The following is a 17,906-nucleotide window of genomic DNA, read 5'->3' as shown; positions in this document are numbered from 1 at the left end:
AGCGTAATGCAACAGCAAAAACCGCTGGAAGGCGCGCAGCTGGTCATTATGACCATTGCGCTGTCGCTCGCGACCTTTATGCAGGTGCTGGACTCCACCATCGCCAACGTGGCCATCCCCACCATCGCCGGTAACCTTGGCTCATCGTTGAGCCAGGGGACCTGGGTTATCACCTCGTTTGGGGTGGCGAACGCTATCTCCATTCCGATTACCGGCTGGCTGGCAAAGCGCGTTGGCGAAGTGAAGCTATTCCTCTGGTCGACGGTGGCGTTCGCTATCGCCTCCTGGGCCTGCGGCGTCTCCAACAGCCTGACGATGCTGATTTTCTTTCGCGTGATACAGGGGATCGTCGCCGGTCCGCTGATTCCGCTGTCGCAAAGTCTGCTGCTCAGCAACTACCCGCCCGCCAAGCGGTCAATCGCGCTGGCGCTGTGGTCAATGACGGTGATCGTCGCGCCGATTTGCGGCCCGATTCTCGGCGGCTATATCAGCGACAATTACCACTGGGGCTGGATCTTCTTCATCAACGTGCCGATTGGCATCGCCGTGGTGGTGATGACGCTGCAAACGCTGCGCAACCGGGAAACCCGCACCGAACAGCGGCGGATCGACGGCGTGGGCCTGGCGCTGCTGATTATCGGTATCGGTAGCCTGCAGGTAATGCTCGACCGGGGTAAAGAGCTGGACTGGTTCGCCTCCAACGAGATCATCATCCTGACGATTGTCGCGGTGGTGGCGATAAGTTTCCTGATCGTCTGGGAGCTAACCGACGACAACCCCATCGTCGATCTGTCGCTCTTCAAGTCGCGAAACTTTACCATCGGCTGCCTGTGCATCAGCCTCGCCTATATGCTCTACTTCGGCGCTATCGTGCTGTTGCCGCAGCTATTGCAGGAGGTGTACGGCTATACCGCTACCTGGGCCGGTCTGGCTTCGGCGCCGGTCGGGGTGATCCCGGTTATCCTGTCGCCGATTATCGGCCGCTTTGCGCATAAGCTGGATATGCGTCGGCTGGTCACATTTAGCTTTATCATGTACGCGGTCTGTTTCTACTGGCGCGCATGGACCTTCGAACCGGGAATGGACTTTGGCGCCTCGGCGTGGCCGCAGTTTATCCAGGGCTTCGCGGTGGCCTGCTTCTTTATGCCGTTGACCACCATCACCCTGTCCGGCCTGCCGCCGGAAAGGCTGGCGGCGGCGTCGAGCCTGTCGAACTTCACGCGTACGCTGGCGGGGTCTATCGGCACCTCGATTACCACCACCATGTGGACGAACCGCGAGGCGCTGCACCATGCGCAGCTTACCGAGTCGGTGACGCCATACAATCCCAACGCCCAGCAGATGTACGACCAGCTGCAGGGATTAGGAATGACGCAACAGCAGGCATCCGGCTGGATAGCGCAGCAGATTACCAACCAGGGGCTGATTATCTCCGCCAACGAAATTTTCTGGTTCTCGGCGGCGGTGTTTATCCTTCTGCTCGGGCTGGTATGGTTTGCCAGACCGCCGTTTAGCGCCGGGGGCGGCGGCGGCGGCGCGCATTAAGATTTACCCTGAAGGGATCTGCGGATCCCTTTTTTATTGCCCAAAACGCAGATTGTCCAGTTTGCGCTAGTCGATGTCCGGTTTGCTGGAGATCGCTTTTGCCCACCTCATGCACGATGAAGATCCGCTAAGAAGGAGAAAATCATGCTGACTCAACCCGGTGAAAAATACCGCCCCTATCCGCCGATCGCCCTGCCTGACCGCCGCTGGCCAGAGCAGCAAATAACCCGCGCCCCTCGCTGGCTCTCTACCGATCTGCGCGACGGCAACCAGGCGCTGGCCGAGCCGATGGATAGCGCGCGCAAGCTGCAGTTCTGGGATTTACTGCTGGAGTGTGGTTTTAAAGAGATTGAGGTCGCCTTTCCCTCCGCCTCACAAACCGACTTCAACTTTGTACGTCAACTGATTGAAGAGCAGCGCATTCCGCAGGATGTGACGATTCAGGTACTGACCCAGGCGCGGGAGGATTTGATCCTGCGTACGTTTGCCGCTCTGCGCGATGCCCACCGCGCTACCGTACACCTCTATAACGCCACCGCGCCGCTGTTTCGCGAGCTGGTTTTTGGAATGGACAAAGCGCAGGTGATCGACCTGGCGACCCGCGCGACCCGGCTTATCCGTCAGCAGTGCGAGCAGCAGCCGCTGACCCGCTGGCAATACGAGTACTCTCCGGAAACCTTTTGCTTCACCGAGCCGGAATTCGCGCTGGAGATTTGCGAGGCGGTGGCGGAAATATGGCAGCCCTGCGCCGAACGGCCGATGATTATCAATCTGCCCGCGACGGTAGAGGTGAGCACGCCCAACGTATATGCCGATCAAATTGAGCATTTTTGCCGTCACTTTTCGCGCCGCGCCGATGTATGCATCAGCGTCCATCCGCATAACGATCGGGGTACCGGCGTTGCCAGCGCGGAGCTGGCGGTGATGGCAGGCGCCGACCGCGTCGAAGGCTGCCTGTTCGGCAACGGCGAGCGCACCGGTAACGTCTGCCTGGTGACGCTGGCGATGAATCTCTACAGCCAGGGCGTCAATCCCCGGCTCAAATTCTCCGGGATGAAGCGGGTGGTCGAAATCGTCGAAAGCTGCAATCAGATCCCGGTTCATCCGCGCCATCCCTGGGCGGGCAGTCTGGCCTACACCGCCTTTTCCGGCTCGCATCAGGATGCCATTAAAAAGGGATTCGATGCCCGCCGGCCCGGCGAACGCTGGGAAATGCCCTATCTGCCTATCGATCCGCAGGATATCGGCTGCAGCTACGAGGCGGTGATCCGCGTTAACAGCCAGTCCGGCAAAAGCGGGAGCGCATGGCTGATTGAACAGAATCATGGCCTCAAGCTTCCGCGTGCGCTGCAGCAGGATTTTAGCCTGCACGTCCAGCACGAAACCGACGCTCACGGGAAAGAGATGACCCAGAATGCGCTATGGCAGCTGTTTCGCGCGCGCTACGGACTGCTCCCCCAGCCGCCGCTTGCGCTGCTGGATTACCAAAGCGATAGCCAGCAGGACGGCCAGCTTTCTCTGCAGGCTACCCTGCGCATCGCCGGTGAAACGCGACGACTGCAGAGCCGCGGCAACGGCCTGCTGTCCGCCGCCGCCGCCGGGCTGAGCGTCCTGTTAAGGCAAAACTCCGTGATTAAAGATTATCATGAGCACACCCTGGGTGAACGCAGCGACAGCCGTTCAGTGGCCTATATTCGCTGCGTCTTCCCGAATGGCGAGAGCCGTTGGGGGGTCGGAATTGATAACGACGTGGCGCGCGCCTCGCTGCAGGCGCTGTGCAACGCGATGAGCGAAAACCATCACTCCGGCGAGCGGAAGTAATCGCTGGGGGTCACGCCTAACACCCGGCGAAACATGGCGCTAAAAGCGCTGTGGCTGCCGTAGCCGAGATCCAGCGCCACCCGCAGTACCGAATGCCCCTGCGCCAGGCGAACCAGCGCTTCCATCAGCTTCGCCCGGCGCACCCACTCGCTCCAGGTGAGCGTGGTCTGCTGCTGAAAATGGCGATTCAGCGTGCGCTCGCTCATGCTGCTCTCTTTCGCCGCCGCGGCGCTGCCCCACGGCTCTCCTGGCGCTTCTCGTACCTTCTGGCATAAACGGCGCAGCGCTTCGCTTTGCGGCTCCGGCAGGCCAAACGGCAGCACCGCCATACCGCGAATCTCATCGAGGATCAGTTCGTAGATTCGTTCATCGCGGCTGCCCGGCGCGTAAGATTCCGCCAGCGTCAGCGACGCGACAATCAGTTCACGCAGCAGCGGAGTGATCTGTACTATCTGGCAGGTTGAAGGGAGATCGGCGCGGGCAAGGGGATCGATAAACAGGGTTCGCGCAGCCGCCGCGCCGGTAATCCGTAGCGTATGCGGCGTACCGGCGGGAAGCCAGACGCCTCGCCCCGGCGGCACAACCCAATAACCCTGCGCGGTTTCCACCCGTACTACGCCGCTGAGGATATGTAACAGCTGAGCGCAATCGTGCTGATGCCAGGGTTCGCTATCGCCATGGGCATAATCATGGGCAAAGGGCACCAGTGAACGATGCTGGAAGTTGAGGGTTAAAGTTGTCGACATTGCGGCGTTGATGAATTGCGGCCCGGCAGCGTTCGCCGGGCCGTAGCGATAGCACTAGATGTGCAGCTCTTGCAGTTTTTCTTTCGGCAGCGCCAGCTCGTCGTTGCTGTTGACGCGGACATCACGCTCAATGATATGGCGAGCGATTTCCTGGGCTTCTTCCAGCGAGTGCATGGTGTAGGTTCCGCACTGGTAAACGTTCAGCTCCGGGATCTGGTTCTGATCTTTCACCTTCAGCACGTCGGCCATCGCCGCTTTCCAGGCATCCGCGACGCGCTGCTCGTCCGGCGTACCGATCAGGCTCATATAGAACCCGGTACGGCAGCCCATCGGAGAGATGTCGATAATTTCCACACCATTGCCGTTCAGGTGATCGCGCATAAAGCCGGCAAACAGGTGCTCAAGGGTGTGAATACCTCTTTCCGGCATCACTTCCTGGTTTGGTACGCAGAATCGCAGATCGAAAACGGTGATTTCATCGCCGTGAGGCGTGTTCATTTTCTTCGCCACGCGCACCGCAGGCGCTTCCATTCGGGTATGGTCGACTGTGAAACTATCTAACAACGGCATTCTTCACCTCCGATAGTGATTTTTTTAAAAATAAAATGAACTCTTTTTGAGGCAGCGAGTCTGAGTATATGAAAGACGCGCATTTATTATCATCATCATCCCTGAATCAGAGATGAAAGTTTGGCCACAGTGATGTGGCCGTTTTCTTTTTTACGGCTCGTAAAACTACGCATGCCTCGCCAGTAGCGCTTCAAACGACTCGCTGTCCGCCGCTTCCACCTTCTTCTGACGCTGTACCGACGCTTCGCGTTCGGCAGCAAAATCCGCTTCGCTTAAAATTTCCAGCGGCTCTTCGCGCAGCATCGTCCGATACCGATCGGCCAGCTCTCTGCCGGTACCGCCAATCCCCTCTTCAAGCATAGAACGCAGAACGCGCGCCGAGAAGGTTAATTCCGGGTTGTCAAAGCAGGCGACCAGCTCATCGCAGGCCTGCTGATAAGCCTGGCATCCGTGGATGCTATCCAGCGTTTGCGCCACGCGGCGTAAATCGCGGAACAGATCTTTGCCGACCTGAGCCAGCGGGTACTGGGCGGTTTCGCAGCCAATACCCAACGTCAGGCCCGGCTTGCGGCCTTCCAGAATCACCCGATTCCAGTTAGTGCGCGTGCACAGCAGCTCGTCGCTGCTCATTTCCGGCGCATCGGCCAGCACGCACCAGACCATAAACAGATCGAGGAAACGTACCTGCTGTTCGTCAACGCCAATCGGTGAGAACGGGTTGATATCCAGGGAGCGGACTTCGATATATTCAATGCCGCCGCGCAGCAGCGCGTCGGAAGGCGTTTCACCGCTGCGGGTCACGCGTTTCGGCCGAATCGGCGCGTACAGCTCGTTTTCGATCTGCAGCACGTTGCTGTTAATTTGCAGACGCTTGCCGTCTTTCTCCAGCCCGATATTCTCATACTCTTCGGATGGCGTTTTAATCGCCCGCTTCAATCCTGCCACATACTCATGCAGATCGTTAAACGTAATTCCGAGATTGCTTTGCGACTTATTGGTATAGCCGAGATCGCTCAGGCGCAATGAGGTCGCATAAGGCAGGTAGTACATGCCGTTGCTGGCTTTCTCAAACGGCAGCGTGGTCGGCTTCCCTTGCAGGAACGACGAACAAATAGCCGGGGAAGCGCCGAACAGGTACGGGATGACCCACCCAAAACGATAGTAGTTGCGAATAGATCGGAAATAGCCGGCAGAAATGGCCTCTTTCCCGCTTTCAGCATCCTCGACGCCGCACCTGGCCTGCCAGAAAGCCATCGGCAGAGAGAAGTTATAGTGCACGCCGGAGATCGTTTGCATAAGCGCGCCGTAGCGATTCTTCAATCCTTCGCGATACAGCGTTTTCAGACGGCCGATATTTGAGCTGCCGTACTGCGCCAGCTCAATATCCTGGCCGGGCGCGATATAGCACGGCATGCTCAGCGGCCACATCCGCTCGTCGCCAATATGGCGCGCGGTATAGCGATGAACATCGCGCATGAAGGTGAGCATATGCTGAATATCGCCATCAACCGGCGTAATAAACTCCAGCAAAGCTTCGGCAAAATCGGTGGTAATCCATTTATGAGTCAGCGCTGAACCCAGTGCTTCCGGATGGCCGGTAGTGGCCAGCGTGCCATCAGCGTTGACGCGCAGCGTTTCGCGCTCTAGACCGCGTTGAATACCCTGCAGCGCCTGCGGATTTTTTTCCAGCCAGGCCAGCGCCTGTGATACGTCCGGGATCAATTTGACCTCCCGCCTGTCGAAATCGTTTGAATTAGCATAATTGTAATGGTTGAACAATCAGTCCAATTAGTGCCACCACGTCATGCCCTGAAGCGTTATCGCCGCAACGACGATATAGCGTAATGCTTTGCCAAGGCATAAAAAAAAGAGCACTGGTCCCCAGGAAATGCGCATCCATCCCGCCAGTAAACACAGCAAATCGCCTATAACAGGCGCCCAGCTTAATAATAGCGTGACCGCGCCGTAGCGCCTCAGCCAGCCGGTCGCCTTCTCCTGCCAGCGCGATGTCTTGCGCAGCGGAAACAGGCGCCCCAGAATAACGTTAGTTACCCCTCCAAGGCTATTACCGATTATTGCTATTAAAACCAGTAACCACGGCTGGCTAACCCCCGCCAGCAGCATGGCGATCAACACCACTTCCGAGTTGCCGGGAAGCAGCGTTGCGCTTAGAAAGCTACTGGCAAACAGCGATATCAGCGACAGCGAGTCGCTCACAGCAATCGCACGTCCACGGCATCCATTCCGGCGCGCTTCGCCGCCTGCAGCCCGAAGTCCGCATCTTCAAAGACCACGCACTTCTCCGCCGCAACGCCCATGCGCTCTGCGCAAAGTAAGAAAGTATCAGGTGCGGGTTTATGGTTGGCGACATGATCCGCGGCAACCACCGCCGAGAAGTAGTGACGCAGACCCAGATGAGCCAGCAGCGCTTCAGCAACGGCGCTCTCGCTGCCGGTACCGACTGACATCGGACGACGACCGTGCCACTCTTTGACCACCTCAATAAGCGGTAAAGGACGGACGCTATCAAGCAGCATCGCTTTCACAGCGGCAGTTTTTTCCTGCGCCAGAAGATGAGGATCTAAATCAGCCTGATTTAATTCAATAATGGCCTGAGCAATCCGCCAGGTTGGAGATCCGTTAAGCGCGACCATGGCCTGCATATCGAAACGCATGCCGTAACGTCCCAGAACCTCGTCCCATGCCTTACGATGCGTCGGCTCGGTATCGAGGATCGTGCCATCCATATCAAAAATCAGTCCTGCATAACGTTCGTACATCGTCTTCTCATCAACCGGTTAAGGAGGTGTTACTGTAACGCAAAAGGTCAGGTTTGTCGCTGCCAGCGGTAGATGCAACAAGGGCGCTCTGTGGCGCCCTTGCTAATAACAGTGCAGTCTGCTGCGATTATTTGATTCTTAAATCGTTCTCAACCACGCGAACGCCCTGCACTTTTCTCGTGACTTCGACCGCACGTTTAGCGCTGTCTGCGGATGAGACAAAGCCGCTGAGCTGTACGCGACCTTTAAAGGTCTGGACGCTAATTTCTGAAGACTTTATCTCTTTGTCATTGAAGAGCGCGGTTTTTACTTTAGTCGTAATGACGGTATCGTCAATGTAACCACCGGTACTCTCCTTTGTGGACGAACCGGCACAGCCCGCCAGCGATACGGCCACCAGCAGCGTCGCGCAAAACGCAGTTATTGCTTTGAACCATTTCATGGATTTCTCTCCTTGCACTTATCTCACCCAAAATCAGATCGATATACAGGAATAAATTATAGTGGAAAGAGGGAGTTGCCAATGAAAAAAGTGCTGAAGAATAAGGTGAATTATTGCGCTTAACATGCTTGAGATAAGGAGGAGGAACTGAAGAATATTTATTATGAAGAGAATAGGTGCATCCGGGAGCATGACTCACTCGGTTCGCCCTGCGGGCCGTTGCTAAAGCAACGTTATCCTCCCTGGTGCTGGCGATCATCTCGCAGACCATGAAACAACCGCGTGGCTGTTATCTCGGAGAATATGGTGCATCCGGGAGGATTCGAACCTCCGACCGCTCGGTTCGTAGCCGAGTACTCTATCCAGCTGAGCTACGGATGCATCGGGAAACTTGCTTTACTGCCGATATTGATACCGCTGCTAAAGCCGTATCAAGTAAGAGAGGGTGCATCCGGGAGGATGACTCACTCGGTTCGCCCTTCGGGCCGTTGCTAAAGCAACGTTATCCTCCCTGGTGCTGGCGATTATCTCGCAGACCGTGAAACAACAGCGTGGCTGCTATCTCGGAGAATATGGTGCATCCGGGAGGATTCGAACCTCCGACCGCTCGGTTCGTAGCCGAGTACTCTATCCAGCTGAGCTACGGATGCATCGGGAAACTTGCTTTACTGCCGATATTGATACCGCTGCTAAAGCCGTATCAAGTAAGAGATGGTGCATCCGGGAGGATGACTCACTCGGTTCGCCCTTCGGGCCGTTGCTAAAGCAACGTTATCCTCCCTGGTGCCGGCGATTCACTCGCAGACCATGAAACAACAGCGTAGCTGTTATCTCGGAGAATATGGTGCATCCGGGAGGATTCGAACCTCCGACCGCTCGGTTCGTAGCCGAGTACTCTATCCAGCTGAGCTACGGATGCATCGGGAAACTTACTTTACTGCAGATTTTGATACTGCTGCTAAAGCTGTATCAACTAAGATGGTGCATCCGGGAGGATGACTTGCCTTGCGGCTCGCCCTTCGGGCCGTTGCTAAAGCAACGTTATCCCCCCTGGTGCTTGCGGCTAATACCGCCACCTCATCCACACCTTCGTTGCTGAAGATATGGAGAATATGGTGCATCCGGGAGGATTCGAACCTCCGACCGCTCGGTTCGTAGCCGAGTACTCTATCCAGCTGAGCTACGGATGCAAAATGGCGGTGAGGCGGGGATTCGAACCCCGGATGCAGCTTTTGACCGCATACTCCCTTAGCAGGGGAGCGCCTTCAGCCTCTCGGCCACCTCACCACACGCCTCTTACGAGTGCTTCGAAGAACTTGTTTCTGCTCTTCGTCGCTGCGATGGCGCACATATTACTTTCTGGTACTTATAAGTCAAACCTTTTTTCGAGACCTTTTTTTCGTTTGCACACTTCCCGCGCAATTAGCCTGTGAAAACGGCAAAAAGAGTATTTTATCAACAAGAAATTGCTGATTTTGCTGCTGCTAACGCAAAAGATAACGGGAGCGGAAGCCGCGTAAACGACAAAAAAGAGAGGCTGTCGGAGAAGAAAAGTGGAAAAAACGAACCAGGGAGGGATGCGCCTCACCAAACAGCGAGGCGCGAAAACCTTAGTAACTGGACTGCTGGGATTTTTCAGCCTGGATACGCTGGTAGATCTCTTCACGATGCACAGAGACTTCTTTAGGGGCATTTACGCCAATACGAACCTGGTTACCCTTCACCCCTAAAACTGTCACAGTGACCTCATCTCCAATCATGAGGGTCTCACCAACTCGACGAGTCAGAATCAGCATTCTTTGCTCCTTGAAAGATTAAAAGAGTCGGGTCTCTCGTATCCCGGCATTATCCATCATATAACGCCAAAAAGTAAGCGATGACAAACACCCTACGGTGTAAGCAGTCACGGCATCACATTCTGTTAAACCTAAGTTTAGCCGATATACACAACTTCAACCCGACTTTATCGTTATCAGTGCTTCTCGCGCAAGATGCTGTAGTCCGAGAACCACAGCATCTATGCGATTATAGTTATTACAGTTTTGCGCTTACCCAGCCTTTCACACTGGCCAACGCAGCAGGGAGAGCAGACGCATCGGTACCGCCGGCCTGCGCCATATCCGGACGACCGCCCCCTTTACCGCCCACCTGCTGGGCGACCATACCAACCAGTTCCCCTGCTTTCACGCGGTCTGTCACATCCTTAGACACACCCGCAATCAGAGAAACCTTACCTTCTGCGACCGTAGCTAACACAACAACCGTTGAACCCAGCTGATTTTTCAGATCGTCAACCATAGTACGCAGCATTTTCGGCTCAACGCCGGCCAGCTCGCTGACCAGCAGCTTAACGCCGTTAATCTCTTCTGCTTTGCTGGAGAGGTTTGCGCTCTCCTGCGCGGCAGCCTGCTCTTTCAGCTGCTGCAGCTCTTTTTCCAGCTGACGGCTACGCTCCAGCGCGGCGCGTACCTTCTCGCCGAGGCTGTGGGTATCCCCTTTCAGCAGCTGCGCAATATCGCCCAGCAGATCGCTTTGCGCATGCAGTAGCGCCATCGCGCCTTCGCCGGTGACCGCTTCGATACGGCGCACGCCTGCGGCGGTGCCAGACTCAGAGGTGATGCGGAACAGGCCGATATCACCGGTACGCGAGGCGTGAGTTCCGCCGCACAGCTCGGTGGAAAAATCGCCCATTCGCAGCACGCGAACGCGATCGTCATACTTCTCGCCAAACAGCGCCATTGCGCCTGATTCACGAGCAGCGTCAATATCCATGATATTGGTTTCGATTGGCAGGTTGCGACGGATTTGCGCGTTCACCAGATCTTCAACCGCGCGGATCTCCTCCGGCTTCATCGCCTCAAAATGCGAGAAGTCGAAGCGCAGCGCTTTGTCGTTGACCAGGGAGCCTTTCTGCGCAACGTGCGTACCGAGAACCTGACGCAGCGCCGCGTGCATCAGGTGCGTCGCGGAGTGGTTCAGACGGATACGCTGGCGGCGAGCCTGATCGACATCTGCCTGTACGGCGTCGCCGACCTTCAGCGAACCGCCATTCAGTTTACCAATATGACCAATTGCCTGACCGTATTTCTGTGTATCGCTGACCTGGAAGGAGAAACCGGCGCCCTTCAGCTCGCCTTTATCCCCCACCTGGCCGCCGGATTCAGCGTAGAACGGCGTCTGGTCGAGGATCACTACGGCTTCCTGACCGACGTTCACCGCATTTACCGCTTTACCATCGATAAACAGGGCAGTCACTTTGCCGTTCAGTTCCAGGCTGTCATAGCCTTTAAACTCAGAGGCGCCGTCAACGCGGATCATCGCGTTGTAGTCCGCGCCAAAACCGCTGGATTCGCGCGCGCGACGGCGCTGCTCTTCCATTGCGGCTTCAAAGCCGGCTTCGTCAACCTTGATGTTGCGTTCGCGGCAAACGTCGGCGGTCAGGTCAACCGGGAAACCGTAAGTATCGTACAGGCGGAAAGCGGTTTCGCCGTCCAGCGTGTCGCCCTGTAGTTTAGCCAGCTCTTCATCCAGCAGCGCCAGTCCGCGCTCGAGAGTACGGGCAAACTGCTCTTCTTCGGTTTTCAGCACCTGCTCAACCTGAGCCTGCTGCTGTTTCAGCTCTTCGCCGGCGGAGCCCATCACGTCAATCAGCGGGGCGACCAGTTTCCAGAAGAAGGTCTCCTTCGCACCCAGCATGTTGCCATGACGGATTGCGCGACGAATGATGCGGCGCAGCACGTAGCCGCGGTTTTCATTCGACGGGATAACGCCATCAGCAATCAGGAAAGCGCAGGAACGAATGTGGTCAGCGATAACGCGCAGGGACTTGTTAGAGAGATCGGTCGCGCCGGTGACGTCAGCCACGCTCTTAATCAGATCGCGGAACAGATCGATATCGTAGTTGGAGTTAACGTGTTGCAGTACGGCGGCAATACGTTCGAGGCCCATACCGGTATCCACGGACGGCTTAGGCAGCGGCTCCATTGTCCCGTCAGCCTGACGGTTGAACTGCATAAAGACGATATTCCAGATCTCAATATAGCGATCGCCGTCTTCTTCCGGCGTTCCCGGAGGGCCGCCCCAGATATGGTCGCCATGGTCGAAGAAGATTTCGGTGCATGGACCGCACGGCCCGGTGTCGCCCATCTGCCAGAAGTTATCGGAAGCAAAAGGCGCGCCTTTATTGTCGCCGATGCGAATAATACGCTCGCGCGGTACGCCAACTTCATTTGCCCAGATGTCGAACGCCTCGTCATCGGTTTCGTAGACGGTCACCCACAGTTTTTCTTTCGGCAGGGCGAACCAGTTCTCACCGGTCAGCAGTTCCCATGCGTATTTGATAGCGTCCTGTTTGAAGTAGTCGCCGAAGCTGAAGTTACCCAGCATTTCAAAGAAGGTGTGGTGACGCGCGGTGTAACCGACGTTTTCCAGATCGTTGTGCTTACCACCCGCACGAACGCAACGCTGCGCGGTGGTTGCGCGCGAATAATTACGTTTGTCGAGACCAAGGAAAACATCCTTGAACTGGTTCATCCCGGCGTTGGTAAACAGCAGGGTCGGGTCGTTATGCGGCACCAGGGAGCTGCTCGCAACTACCTGATGTCCTTTACTATGGAAAAAGTCGAGAAACGCCTGACGGATCTCAGCGGTGCTCTTGCTCATAATTATCCTGAAATCAAGCTAACGAAATGTCGCTGGCAGCCACTACCCAGTATCGACCGGCAGGCTACTCACGAAAATAAAGTGGGAATAAGATAAGTTTTCTTTACGGGGAAGTAAAATCCCGGATGGGTCAATCTGCAAAATTTCGCCAGATTTCCTGGATATCTTCCATCAGATAGCCGCGGTAGAGCAAAAAGCGCTGAATTTTGACTTTTTCTGCAAATACGGTGGGCAAGGGTTCGCCATATTTTCTCTGCGCCTGCTCTTTAGCAAGCTGTGCCCAGTCGATTTCGCAGTCACGCATGGCTGACTCTATCGTCTCGCGGGAAATCCCCTTCTGCTTTAGCTCCTGGCGGACGCGCGCCGGGCCGTATCCCTTGCGGCTGCGGCTGGCAATAAACTGGGCGACAAAGCGATCGTCGTCCAGATAGCGGTTCTCAATACACCATTCGACAACGTTATCGACCTCTTCCGGCGTTACGTTTAGCGCTTCAGGGCCGTTCTTGCTCATCACCGGCGCAGCCAGTTTGCGCCTGAGCTCCTGTTCGCTATGGTCGCGCATTGCCAGAATGCGAATCGCGCGATCCAGCAGACGGGCATAGTCAGAGCGGCGGGATGAAGTTTCAGTCACGGGCAACCTCGCTAATCAAAAAAGCAAAAGGGCCGCATAAGCGGCCCCTTGTTAGTCTGTTCAGACGATATCAGAAATCTTGTTCGGTTTCTGCTTCGCTGTTGCCATCAACCGCGAAGTCCGGCGTGGAGTCCTGATTGCTCAGCAGCAGTTCACGAACTTTCTTCTCGATCTCTTTTGCTGCAGCCGGGTTCTCTTTCAGCCAGGAGATCGCGTTCGCTTTACCCTGACCAATTTTATCGCCGTTGTAGCTGTACCAGGCGCCCGCTTTCTCAATCAGCTTCTCTTTCACGCCGAGATCGACCAGCTCACCGAAGAAGTTGATACCTTCGCCGTAGAGAATCTGGAATTCGGCCTGTTTAAACGGCGCGGCAATTTTGTTTTTCACCACTTTAACGCGGGTTTCGCTGCCGACAACGTTGTCACCCTCTTTCACCGCACCGATACGGCGGATATCCAGACGCACGGAGGCGTAGAATTTCAGCGCGTTACCACCGGTAGTGGTTTCCGGGTTACCGAACATGACGCCAATTTTCATACGAATCTGGTTGATAAAGATCAGCAGCGTGTTGGACTGCTTCAGGTTACCCGCCAGTTTACGCATCGCCTGGCTCATCATACGCGCCGCGAGGCCCATGTGAGAGTCGCCGATTTCACCTTCGATTTCCGCTTTCGGCGTCAGCGCCGCAACGGAGTCGACGACGATAACGTCTACCGCACCGGAACGCGCCAGCGCGTCACAGATTTCCAGAGCCTGCTCGCCGGTGTCCGGCTGGGAGCACAGCAGGTTGTCGATATCGACGCCCAGCTTGCGAGCATAAACCGGATCCAGCGCGTGTTCCGCATCGATAAACGCACAGGTTTTACCTTCACGCTGCGCGGCGGCGATAACCTGCAGCGTCAGCGTGGTTTTACCGGAAGATTCAGGCCCGTAAATCTCGACGATACGGCCCATCGGCAGGCCGCCTGCGCCCAGGGCGATATCCAGGGAAAGCGAGCCGGTGGAGATTGTTTCCACATCCATGGAGCGGTCTTCACCCAGGCGCATGATGGAGCCTTTACCGAATTGTTTTTCGATCTGGCCCAGTGCTGCCGCCAACGCTTTCTGTTTGTTTTCGTCGATAGCCATTATTACTCCTCTCATGCCGGGTGTAACCGGGTAGTCAATTCTGTTCTGTTGAAGCAATTATACTGTATAGTCATACAGTATCAAGTATTTTGTAGAAATTGTTGCCAGAGGAGATTTAGCGCATAGGCCGTGGCCTGGCGGCGCACCGCCTCCCGGTCTCCGGCAAAGCATTCGCGCTGGGTTACGCCCTGTCCGCTGGCGCTCGCCACGCCAAACCAGACGGTGCCCACCGGCTTTTCCGCGCTGCCGCCATCCGGCCCGGCGATGCCGCTGACCGAAATCGCGTAGTCCGCGCGAGCCGCGCGCAGGGCGCCAATCGCCATCTCCACGACCACCGGTTCGCTCACCGCGCCATGGTCAAGCAGCGTCGCTTCGCTGACGCCAATCATCTGCGACTTGGCTTCATTACTGTAAGTCACAAAACCGCGCTCAAACCACGCCGAGCTGCCGGCAATATCGGTCAGGGTTTTGGCGACCCAGCCGCCAGTGCAGGACTCCGCCGTGGTCACCGTCGCGCCGCGCGCTTTCAGCGCCTGCCCCACCTGCTCGCTCAGCTGCATTAATTCCGAATCTGTCATTCGTCGCCCCACGTAAGCTCTATAAACAGGCCATCAAAGATAGCACTTCCAGCGAAGATATGGGGACGGGGTGGCGAATTTACGAGGAGGCTTGCGAAAATCATCGCCCACGCTGTCGCAGCACTTTCGGATAGCAGCCTGATGTCACCGGTGTCACAATTCACCGCACATTAAAGGAAGAGTTAAATTCGAGGTTATCTGGAATGGCCAAAGCCCCCTTTACCGCAGAGCAGAGTCTGCAAAAAATCCGTCAGGTGCGCCTTTGCCTGTTCTTATGCGGCTTATTTTCACTGTTCACCGCGCTTCTGCATATTTTCACCCGCTCCTTCAATCCCCTGTGTGAAGGCGTGCAGCTCTTATTGGGCGTCGGCTGCGTGATCTATGGATTTACTTTAAGCAAAAGAATCAAGCAGATACTTAACGGGCAGCCCGGATAAAAACCGGCCCCCTGCGGGCCGGCAGAAACTATTGCATACTGGCCGCAATCAGCTCGACGTTGTGACGCAGCATTTTCACATAACTGTCCGCCACGCCGCCGGGTTTAGAGAGCGCTTCAGGATAGAGTTCACCGCCCGGCTGCGCGCCCGTTGCGCTGGCGATCTGCTTGACCAGCCTTGGGTCGAGCTGGTTTTCCATAAACCAGGTATGCACGCCGTCGGCTTTAATTTGTTGAATTAAAGCCGCTACCTGCGCCGCGCTGGCTTCACTCTCCGACGATAATCCCTGCGGCGCGAGGAAGGTCACACCATAGGCGCGGCCAAAATAGCCGAAAGCGTCATGGCTGGTGAGCACTTTGCGTTTCTCCAGCGCAATGGCGCTGAACTGGCTTTTTGCCCAGCGATCGATATCGTTGAGCTGGCTGATATAGCGCTGACCGGAAATCTCCAGCGCAGCCTTATCATCCGGGTCCGCTTTTACCAGGCCGTTAAGGATATTCTTCGCATACAGGGCGCCGTTGGCGGCGCTGTTCCACGCATGCGGATCGGTTACCGTTGCGCCATCTTCTTCAAGCGTGTGAGTTTTGACTCCGCGGGAAGCTACCACCAGCTCACCTTTGAAACCGGATGCCTTAATTAAGCGGTCCAGCCAGCCTTCCAGCCCCAGACCGTTGACCACCACGACATCCGCTTTACTCAGCAGCGCGCTATCTTTCGGCGAAGGCTCAAAGGTATGCGGATCGCCATCCGGCCCCACCAGCGTGTTGACATGCACGTGTTCGCCGCCAATCTGCTGCACCATATCGCCTAAAACGGAAAAACTACTCACGACATTCAGCGTTTTCGCCATCACCCCGTGCGATGCGAGCCCCAGCGCCAGCGCCAGCCATATCCCGGTACGTTGCTTCATTTTCCTTACCCCATTAATTTACGCCAGCCGACAACCAGCCGGCTGCGCGTGCCAAAAAATACCGATACAAAAAAGATGCCGCTGGCGGTCAGCACGATCGCGGGTCCGGCAGGCAAATTCGCCGCCCACGACAGGCTCAGCCCCATCCACGCGCAAAAACTGCCAATCGACGCCGCCAGCAGCAGAATGCCCGGCAGCGTTCGCGCCCAGCAGCGCGCCGCGACGGCAGGCAGCATCATGACGCCTACCGCCATCAGCGTGCCGAGAACCTGAAACCCGGCCACCAGGTTGAGCACCAGCAGGGCGAGAAACAGGCCGTGGAGCAGCGCCGGCAATCTTCGCGAGTTCACCTGAAGCCAGACGCTATCGAAGGCTTCACTGACCAGGCCGCGATAAAACAACGCGATGCAAATCAGGGTCAGGCTGGCAACGGCGGAGACAAACAGCGCCGAATCGCGGTCTACCGCCAGAATCGAGCCAAACAGCAGATGCAGCAGGTCGACGTTAGAACCGCGCAGCGAGACCAGCGTAACGCCCAGCGCCAGGGAGCCGAGATAAAACCCGGCGAAGCTGGCATCCTCTTTTAAAGGCGTGCGTCGGCTGACCCATCCCGCCACCAGCGCCACCGCAATGCCGGCAATAAAACCACCGACGGTCATCGCCAGCAGCGACATCCCGTTAAGCAGGTAGCCCGCCGCCACGCCGGGCAAAATCGCATGCGAGAGCGCATCGCCCATCAGGCTCATGCGACGTAAAAGTAAGAAAACGCCGAGCATCGTAGTGCTCAGGGAGAGCGCCAGGCACACAACCAGCGCGCGGCGCATAAAGCCAAACTCGATAAAGGGTTGAATAAAGGTGTGCCAGATCATGCCAGCCTCGCGGAGTGAAAGGCGGGCAGTACATCAGGCGTACAGCCCCAGCGGGCGTGCTGCGACGTTAGCAGCAGCGTTTCCGGGAAATAGTCGGCGACCCGTTGGTTATCGTGCAGCACCGCCAGAATCGTCTGTCCCTGCTGGTGCATTTCGAGGATCAGCGCCATCAGCTCACGACAGGTCGCTTCGTCGATGCCGGTAAACGGTTCGTCAAGCATTACCAGCGGCGCGCGTTGCACCATGACCCTTGCGAAGAGCATGCGCTGAAACTGGCCGCCGGAGAGCGCCTCAATCGGCGTTTTCGCCATCGTTAACAGTCCCACCCGCTCTAAGGATGCGACGATACGCTGACGCCCCTCTCCCCTGAGCCCGCGCAATAGCGATACCCGGGGCCAGGCCCCCTGGCTGACCACATCCTGCACCGTCAACGGAAACTGCGACTCCAGGGCATGACGCTGCGCCAGCCAGCCGATAACGGGTCGTTCACCGCGCCAGTTCAGACGGCCGCTAACCGGTGGAATAAAGCCGGCCAGCGTCTTGAGCAGCGTCGACTTCCCACAGCCATTAAGGCCGACAATCGCCGTCATACTCCCCGTTGCAATCGTACCGCTAAGGGACGGCGTGATCGCCAGCCCTTCATAGCCAGCCACCAGGTGATCGAGCTTAATCATGGCAGGGATACCGCCCACCAGGTTGCCAGCCACAGCGCGGCCAGCACTACGCAGGCCATCGTCAGCCGGGCGATGCCTGAAGTCATCAATAAGGAAGTCAATGTTTACGCCT

Annotated in this window: 17 protein-coding genes and 5 tRNA genes; 3 read left to right on the top strand and 19 right to left on the bottom strand. The window is 56.7% G+C overall.

What is annotated here, in order from left to right:
• The first annotated feature begins 6 nt into the window (after positions 1 to 6).
• Positions 7 to 1,545, top strand: coding sequence for a multidrug efflux MFS transporter permease subunit EmrB (emrB, locus tag K2184_RS09070; RefSeq protein ID WP_004104788.1), 1,539 nt, complete (start codon positions 7 to 9; stop codon positions 1,543 to 1,545).
• A 144-nt stretch (positions 1,546 to 1,689) separates the two neighbouring features.
• Positions 1,690 to 3,366: a 2-isopropylmalate synthase gene (gene leuA, locus K2184_RS09065; protein ID WP_017145512.1), complete on the top strand. Its 1,677-nt coding sequence runs from the start codon at positions 1,690 to 1,692 to the stop codon at positions 3,364 to 3,366.
• Here the strand turns inward: leuA and K2184_RS09060 are convergent.
• The 16 genes from K2184_RS09060 to pncC all read right to left on the bottom strand — a co-directional run bounded on the left by K2184_RS09060 (position 3,345) and on the right by pncC (position 14,904).
• The gene (locus K2184_RS09060) at positions 3,345 to 4,112 is read right to left on the bottom strand and encodes an AraC family transcriptional regulator (protein WP_004104793.1); all 768 of its coding nucleotides are present in this window, start codon (positions 4,110 to 4,112) and stop codon (positions 3,345 to 3,347) included. The genes leuA and K2184_RS09060 overlap by 22 nt on opposite strands.
• 54 nt (positions 4,113 to 4,166) lie before the next feature.
• On the bottom strand, positions 4,167 to 4,682 hold the full coding sequence (gene luxS, locus K2184_RS09055) for an S-ribosylhomocysteine lyase (protein WP_004104795.1): 516 nt from the start codon (positions 4,680 to 4,682) through the stop codon (positions 4,167 to 4,169).
• A 165-nt stretch (positions 4,683 to 4,847) separates the two neighbouring features.
• Positions 4,848 to 6,404 carry a glutamate--cysteine ligase gene (gene gshA, locus K2184_RS09050; RefSeq protein ID WP_017145511.1) on the bottom strand — a complete coding sequence of 519 codons (1,557 nt, stop codon included), beginning with the start codon at positions 6,402 to 6,404 and terminating at the stop codon, positions 4,848 to 4,850.
• 66 nt (positions 6,405 to 6,470) lie between these two features.
• Positions 6,471 to 6,899, bottom strand: coding sequence for a YqaA family protein (locus K2184_RS09045; RefSeq protein ID WP_004104799.1), 429 nt, complete (start codon positions 6,897 to 6,899; stop codon positions 6,471 to 6,473).
• The gene (gene yqaB / locus K2184_RS09040) at positions 6,896 to 7,462 is read right to left on the bottom strand and encodes a fructose-1-phosphate/6-phosphogluconate phosphatase (protein WP_004104801.1); all 567 of its coding nucleotides are present in this window, start codon (positions 7,460 to 7,462) and stop codon (positions 6,896 to 6,898) included. Before yqaB ends, K2184_RS09045 begins: the two co-directional genes overlap by 4 nt.
• A gap of 127 nt (positions 7,463 to 7,589) precedes the next feature.
• Positions 7,590 to 7,904 (bottom strand): BON domain-containing protein, encoded by a 315-nt coding sequence (locus K2184_RS09035; protein ID WP_004104803.1) that lies wholly within the window; start codon positions 7,902 to 7,904, stop codon positions 7,590 to 7,592.
• A gap of 304 nt (positions 7,905 to 8,208) precedes the next feature.
• A tRNA-Arg gene (locus K2184_RS09030) sits at positions 8,209 to 8,285 on the bottom strand.
• 192 nt (positions 8,286 to 8,477) lie between these two features.
• Positions 8,478 to 8,554 (bottom strand) — tRNA-Arg (locus K2184_RS09025).
• Positions 8,555 to 8,746: 192 nt separating this feature from the next.
• Positions 8,747 to 8,823: transfer RNA gene (locus K2184_RS09020), tRNA-Arg, on the bottom strand.
• 194 nt (positions 8,824 to 9,017) lie between these two features.
• Positions 9,018 to 9,094: transfer RNA gene (locus tag K2184_RS09015), tRNA-Arg, on the bottom strand.
• Positions 9,095 to 9,098: 4 nt separating this feature from the next.
• Positions 9,099 to 9,191: transfer RNA gene (locus tag K2184_RS09010), tRNA-Ser, on the bottom strand.
• A gap of 323 nt (positions 9,192 to 9,514) precedes the next feature.
• Entirely contained in the window at positions 9,515 to 9,700 is a 186-nt protein-coding gene (gene csrA, locus K2184_RS09005; RefSeq protein ID WP_000906486.1) for a carbon storage regulator CsrA, read from the bottom strand.
• Between the two features lie 238 nt (positions 9,701 to 9,938).
• The gene (gene alaS, locus K2184_RS09000) at positions 9,939 to 12,566 is read right to left on the bottom strand and encodes an alanine--tRNA ligase (RefSeq protein WP_163525838.1); all 2,628 of its coding nucleotides are present in this window, start codon (positions 12,564 to 12,566) and stop codon (positions 9,939 to 9,941) included.
• Positions 12,567 to 12,696: 130 nt separating this feature from the next.
• Positions 12,697 to 13,197, bottom strand: coding sequence for a recombination regulator RecX (gene recX / locus K2184_RS08995; protein WP_004114721.1), 501 nt, complete (start codon positions 13,195 to 13,197; stop codon positions 12,697 to 12,699).
• Between the two features lie 70 nt (positions 13,198 to 13,267).
• Positions 13,268 to 14,326: a recombinase RecA gene (gene recA / locus K2184_RS08990; RefSeq protein ID WP_004104808.1), complete on the bottom strand. Its 1,059-nt coding sequence runs from the start codon at positions 14,324 to 14,326 to the stop codon at positions 13,268 to 13,270.
• An 80-nt stretch (positions 14,327 to 14,406) separates the two neighbouring features.
• Positions 14,407 to 14,904 (bottom strand): nicotinamide-nucleotide amidase, encoded by a 498-nt coding sequence (gene pncC, locus K2184_RS08985; RefSeq protein WP_016809455.1) that lies wholly within the window; start codon positions 14,902 to 14,904, stop codon positions 14,407 to 14,409.
• Between the two features lie 203 nt (positions 14,905 to 15,107).
• Between pncC and K2184_RS08980 the strand changes: the two genes are divergently transcribed.
• Positions 15,108 to 15,341, top strand: a complete 234-nt coding sequence (locus tag K2184_RS08980; RefSeq protein WP_004114722.1) for a hypothetical protein — start codon at positions 15,108 to 15,110, stop codon at positions 15,339 to 15,341.
• A gap of 28 nt (positions 15,342 to 15,369) precedes the next feature.
• Here K2184_RS08980 and K2184_RS08975 read toward each other — a convergent pair whose 3' ends face one another.
• From K2184_RS08975 to K2184_RS08965, 3 genes are read right to left on the bottom strand one after another with little or no spacing between them, the layout of a single operon-like run.
• Positions 15,370 to 16,251: a metal ABC transporter substrate-binding protein gene (locus tag K2184_RS08975; protein ID WP_024274602.1), complete on the bottom strand. Its 882-nt coding sequence runs from the start codon at positions 16,249 to 16,251 to the stop codon at positions 15,370 to 15,372.
• 5 nt (positions 16,252 to 16,256) lie between these two features.
• Positions 16,257 to 17,120, bottom strand: coding sequence for a metal ABC transporter permease (locus K2184_RS08970; RefSeq protein ID WP_004104814.1), 864 nt, complete (start codon positions 17,118 to 17,120; stop codon positions 16,257 to 16,259).
• A complete protein-coding gene (locus K2184_RS08965; protein WP_160886661.1) occupies positions 17,117 to 17,827 on the bottom strand; it encodes a metal ABC transporter ATP-binding protein in 711 nt (236 codons plus the stop codon). Before K2184_RS08965 ends, K2184_RS08970 begins: the two co-directional genes overlap by 4 nt.
• Positions 17,828 to 17,906: the final 79 nt, after the last annotated feature.

The sequence above is a fragment of the Klebsiella sp. K5-306 genome (genome assembly GCF_051835185.1).
In the GTDB taxonomy this organism is placed as follows: Bacteria; Pseudomonadota; Gammaproteobacteria; order Enterobacterales; family Enterobacteriaceae; genus Klebsiella; species Klebsiella oxytoca.
This window is presented reverse-complemented; position numbering and strand designations above follow the sequence as displayed.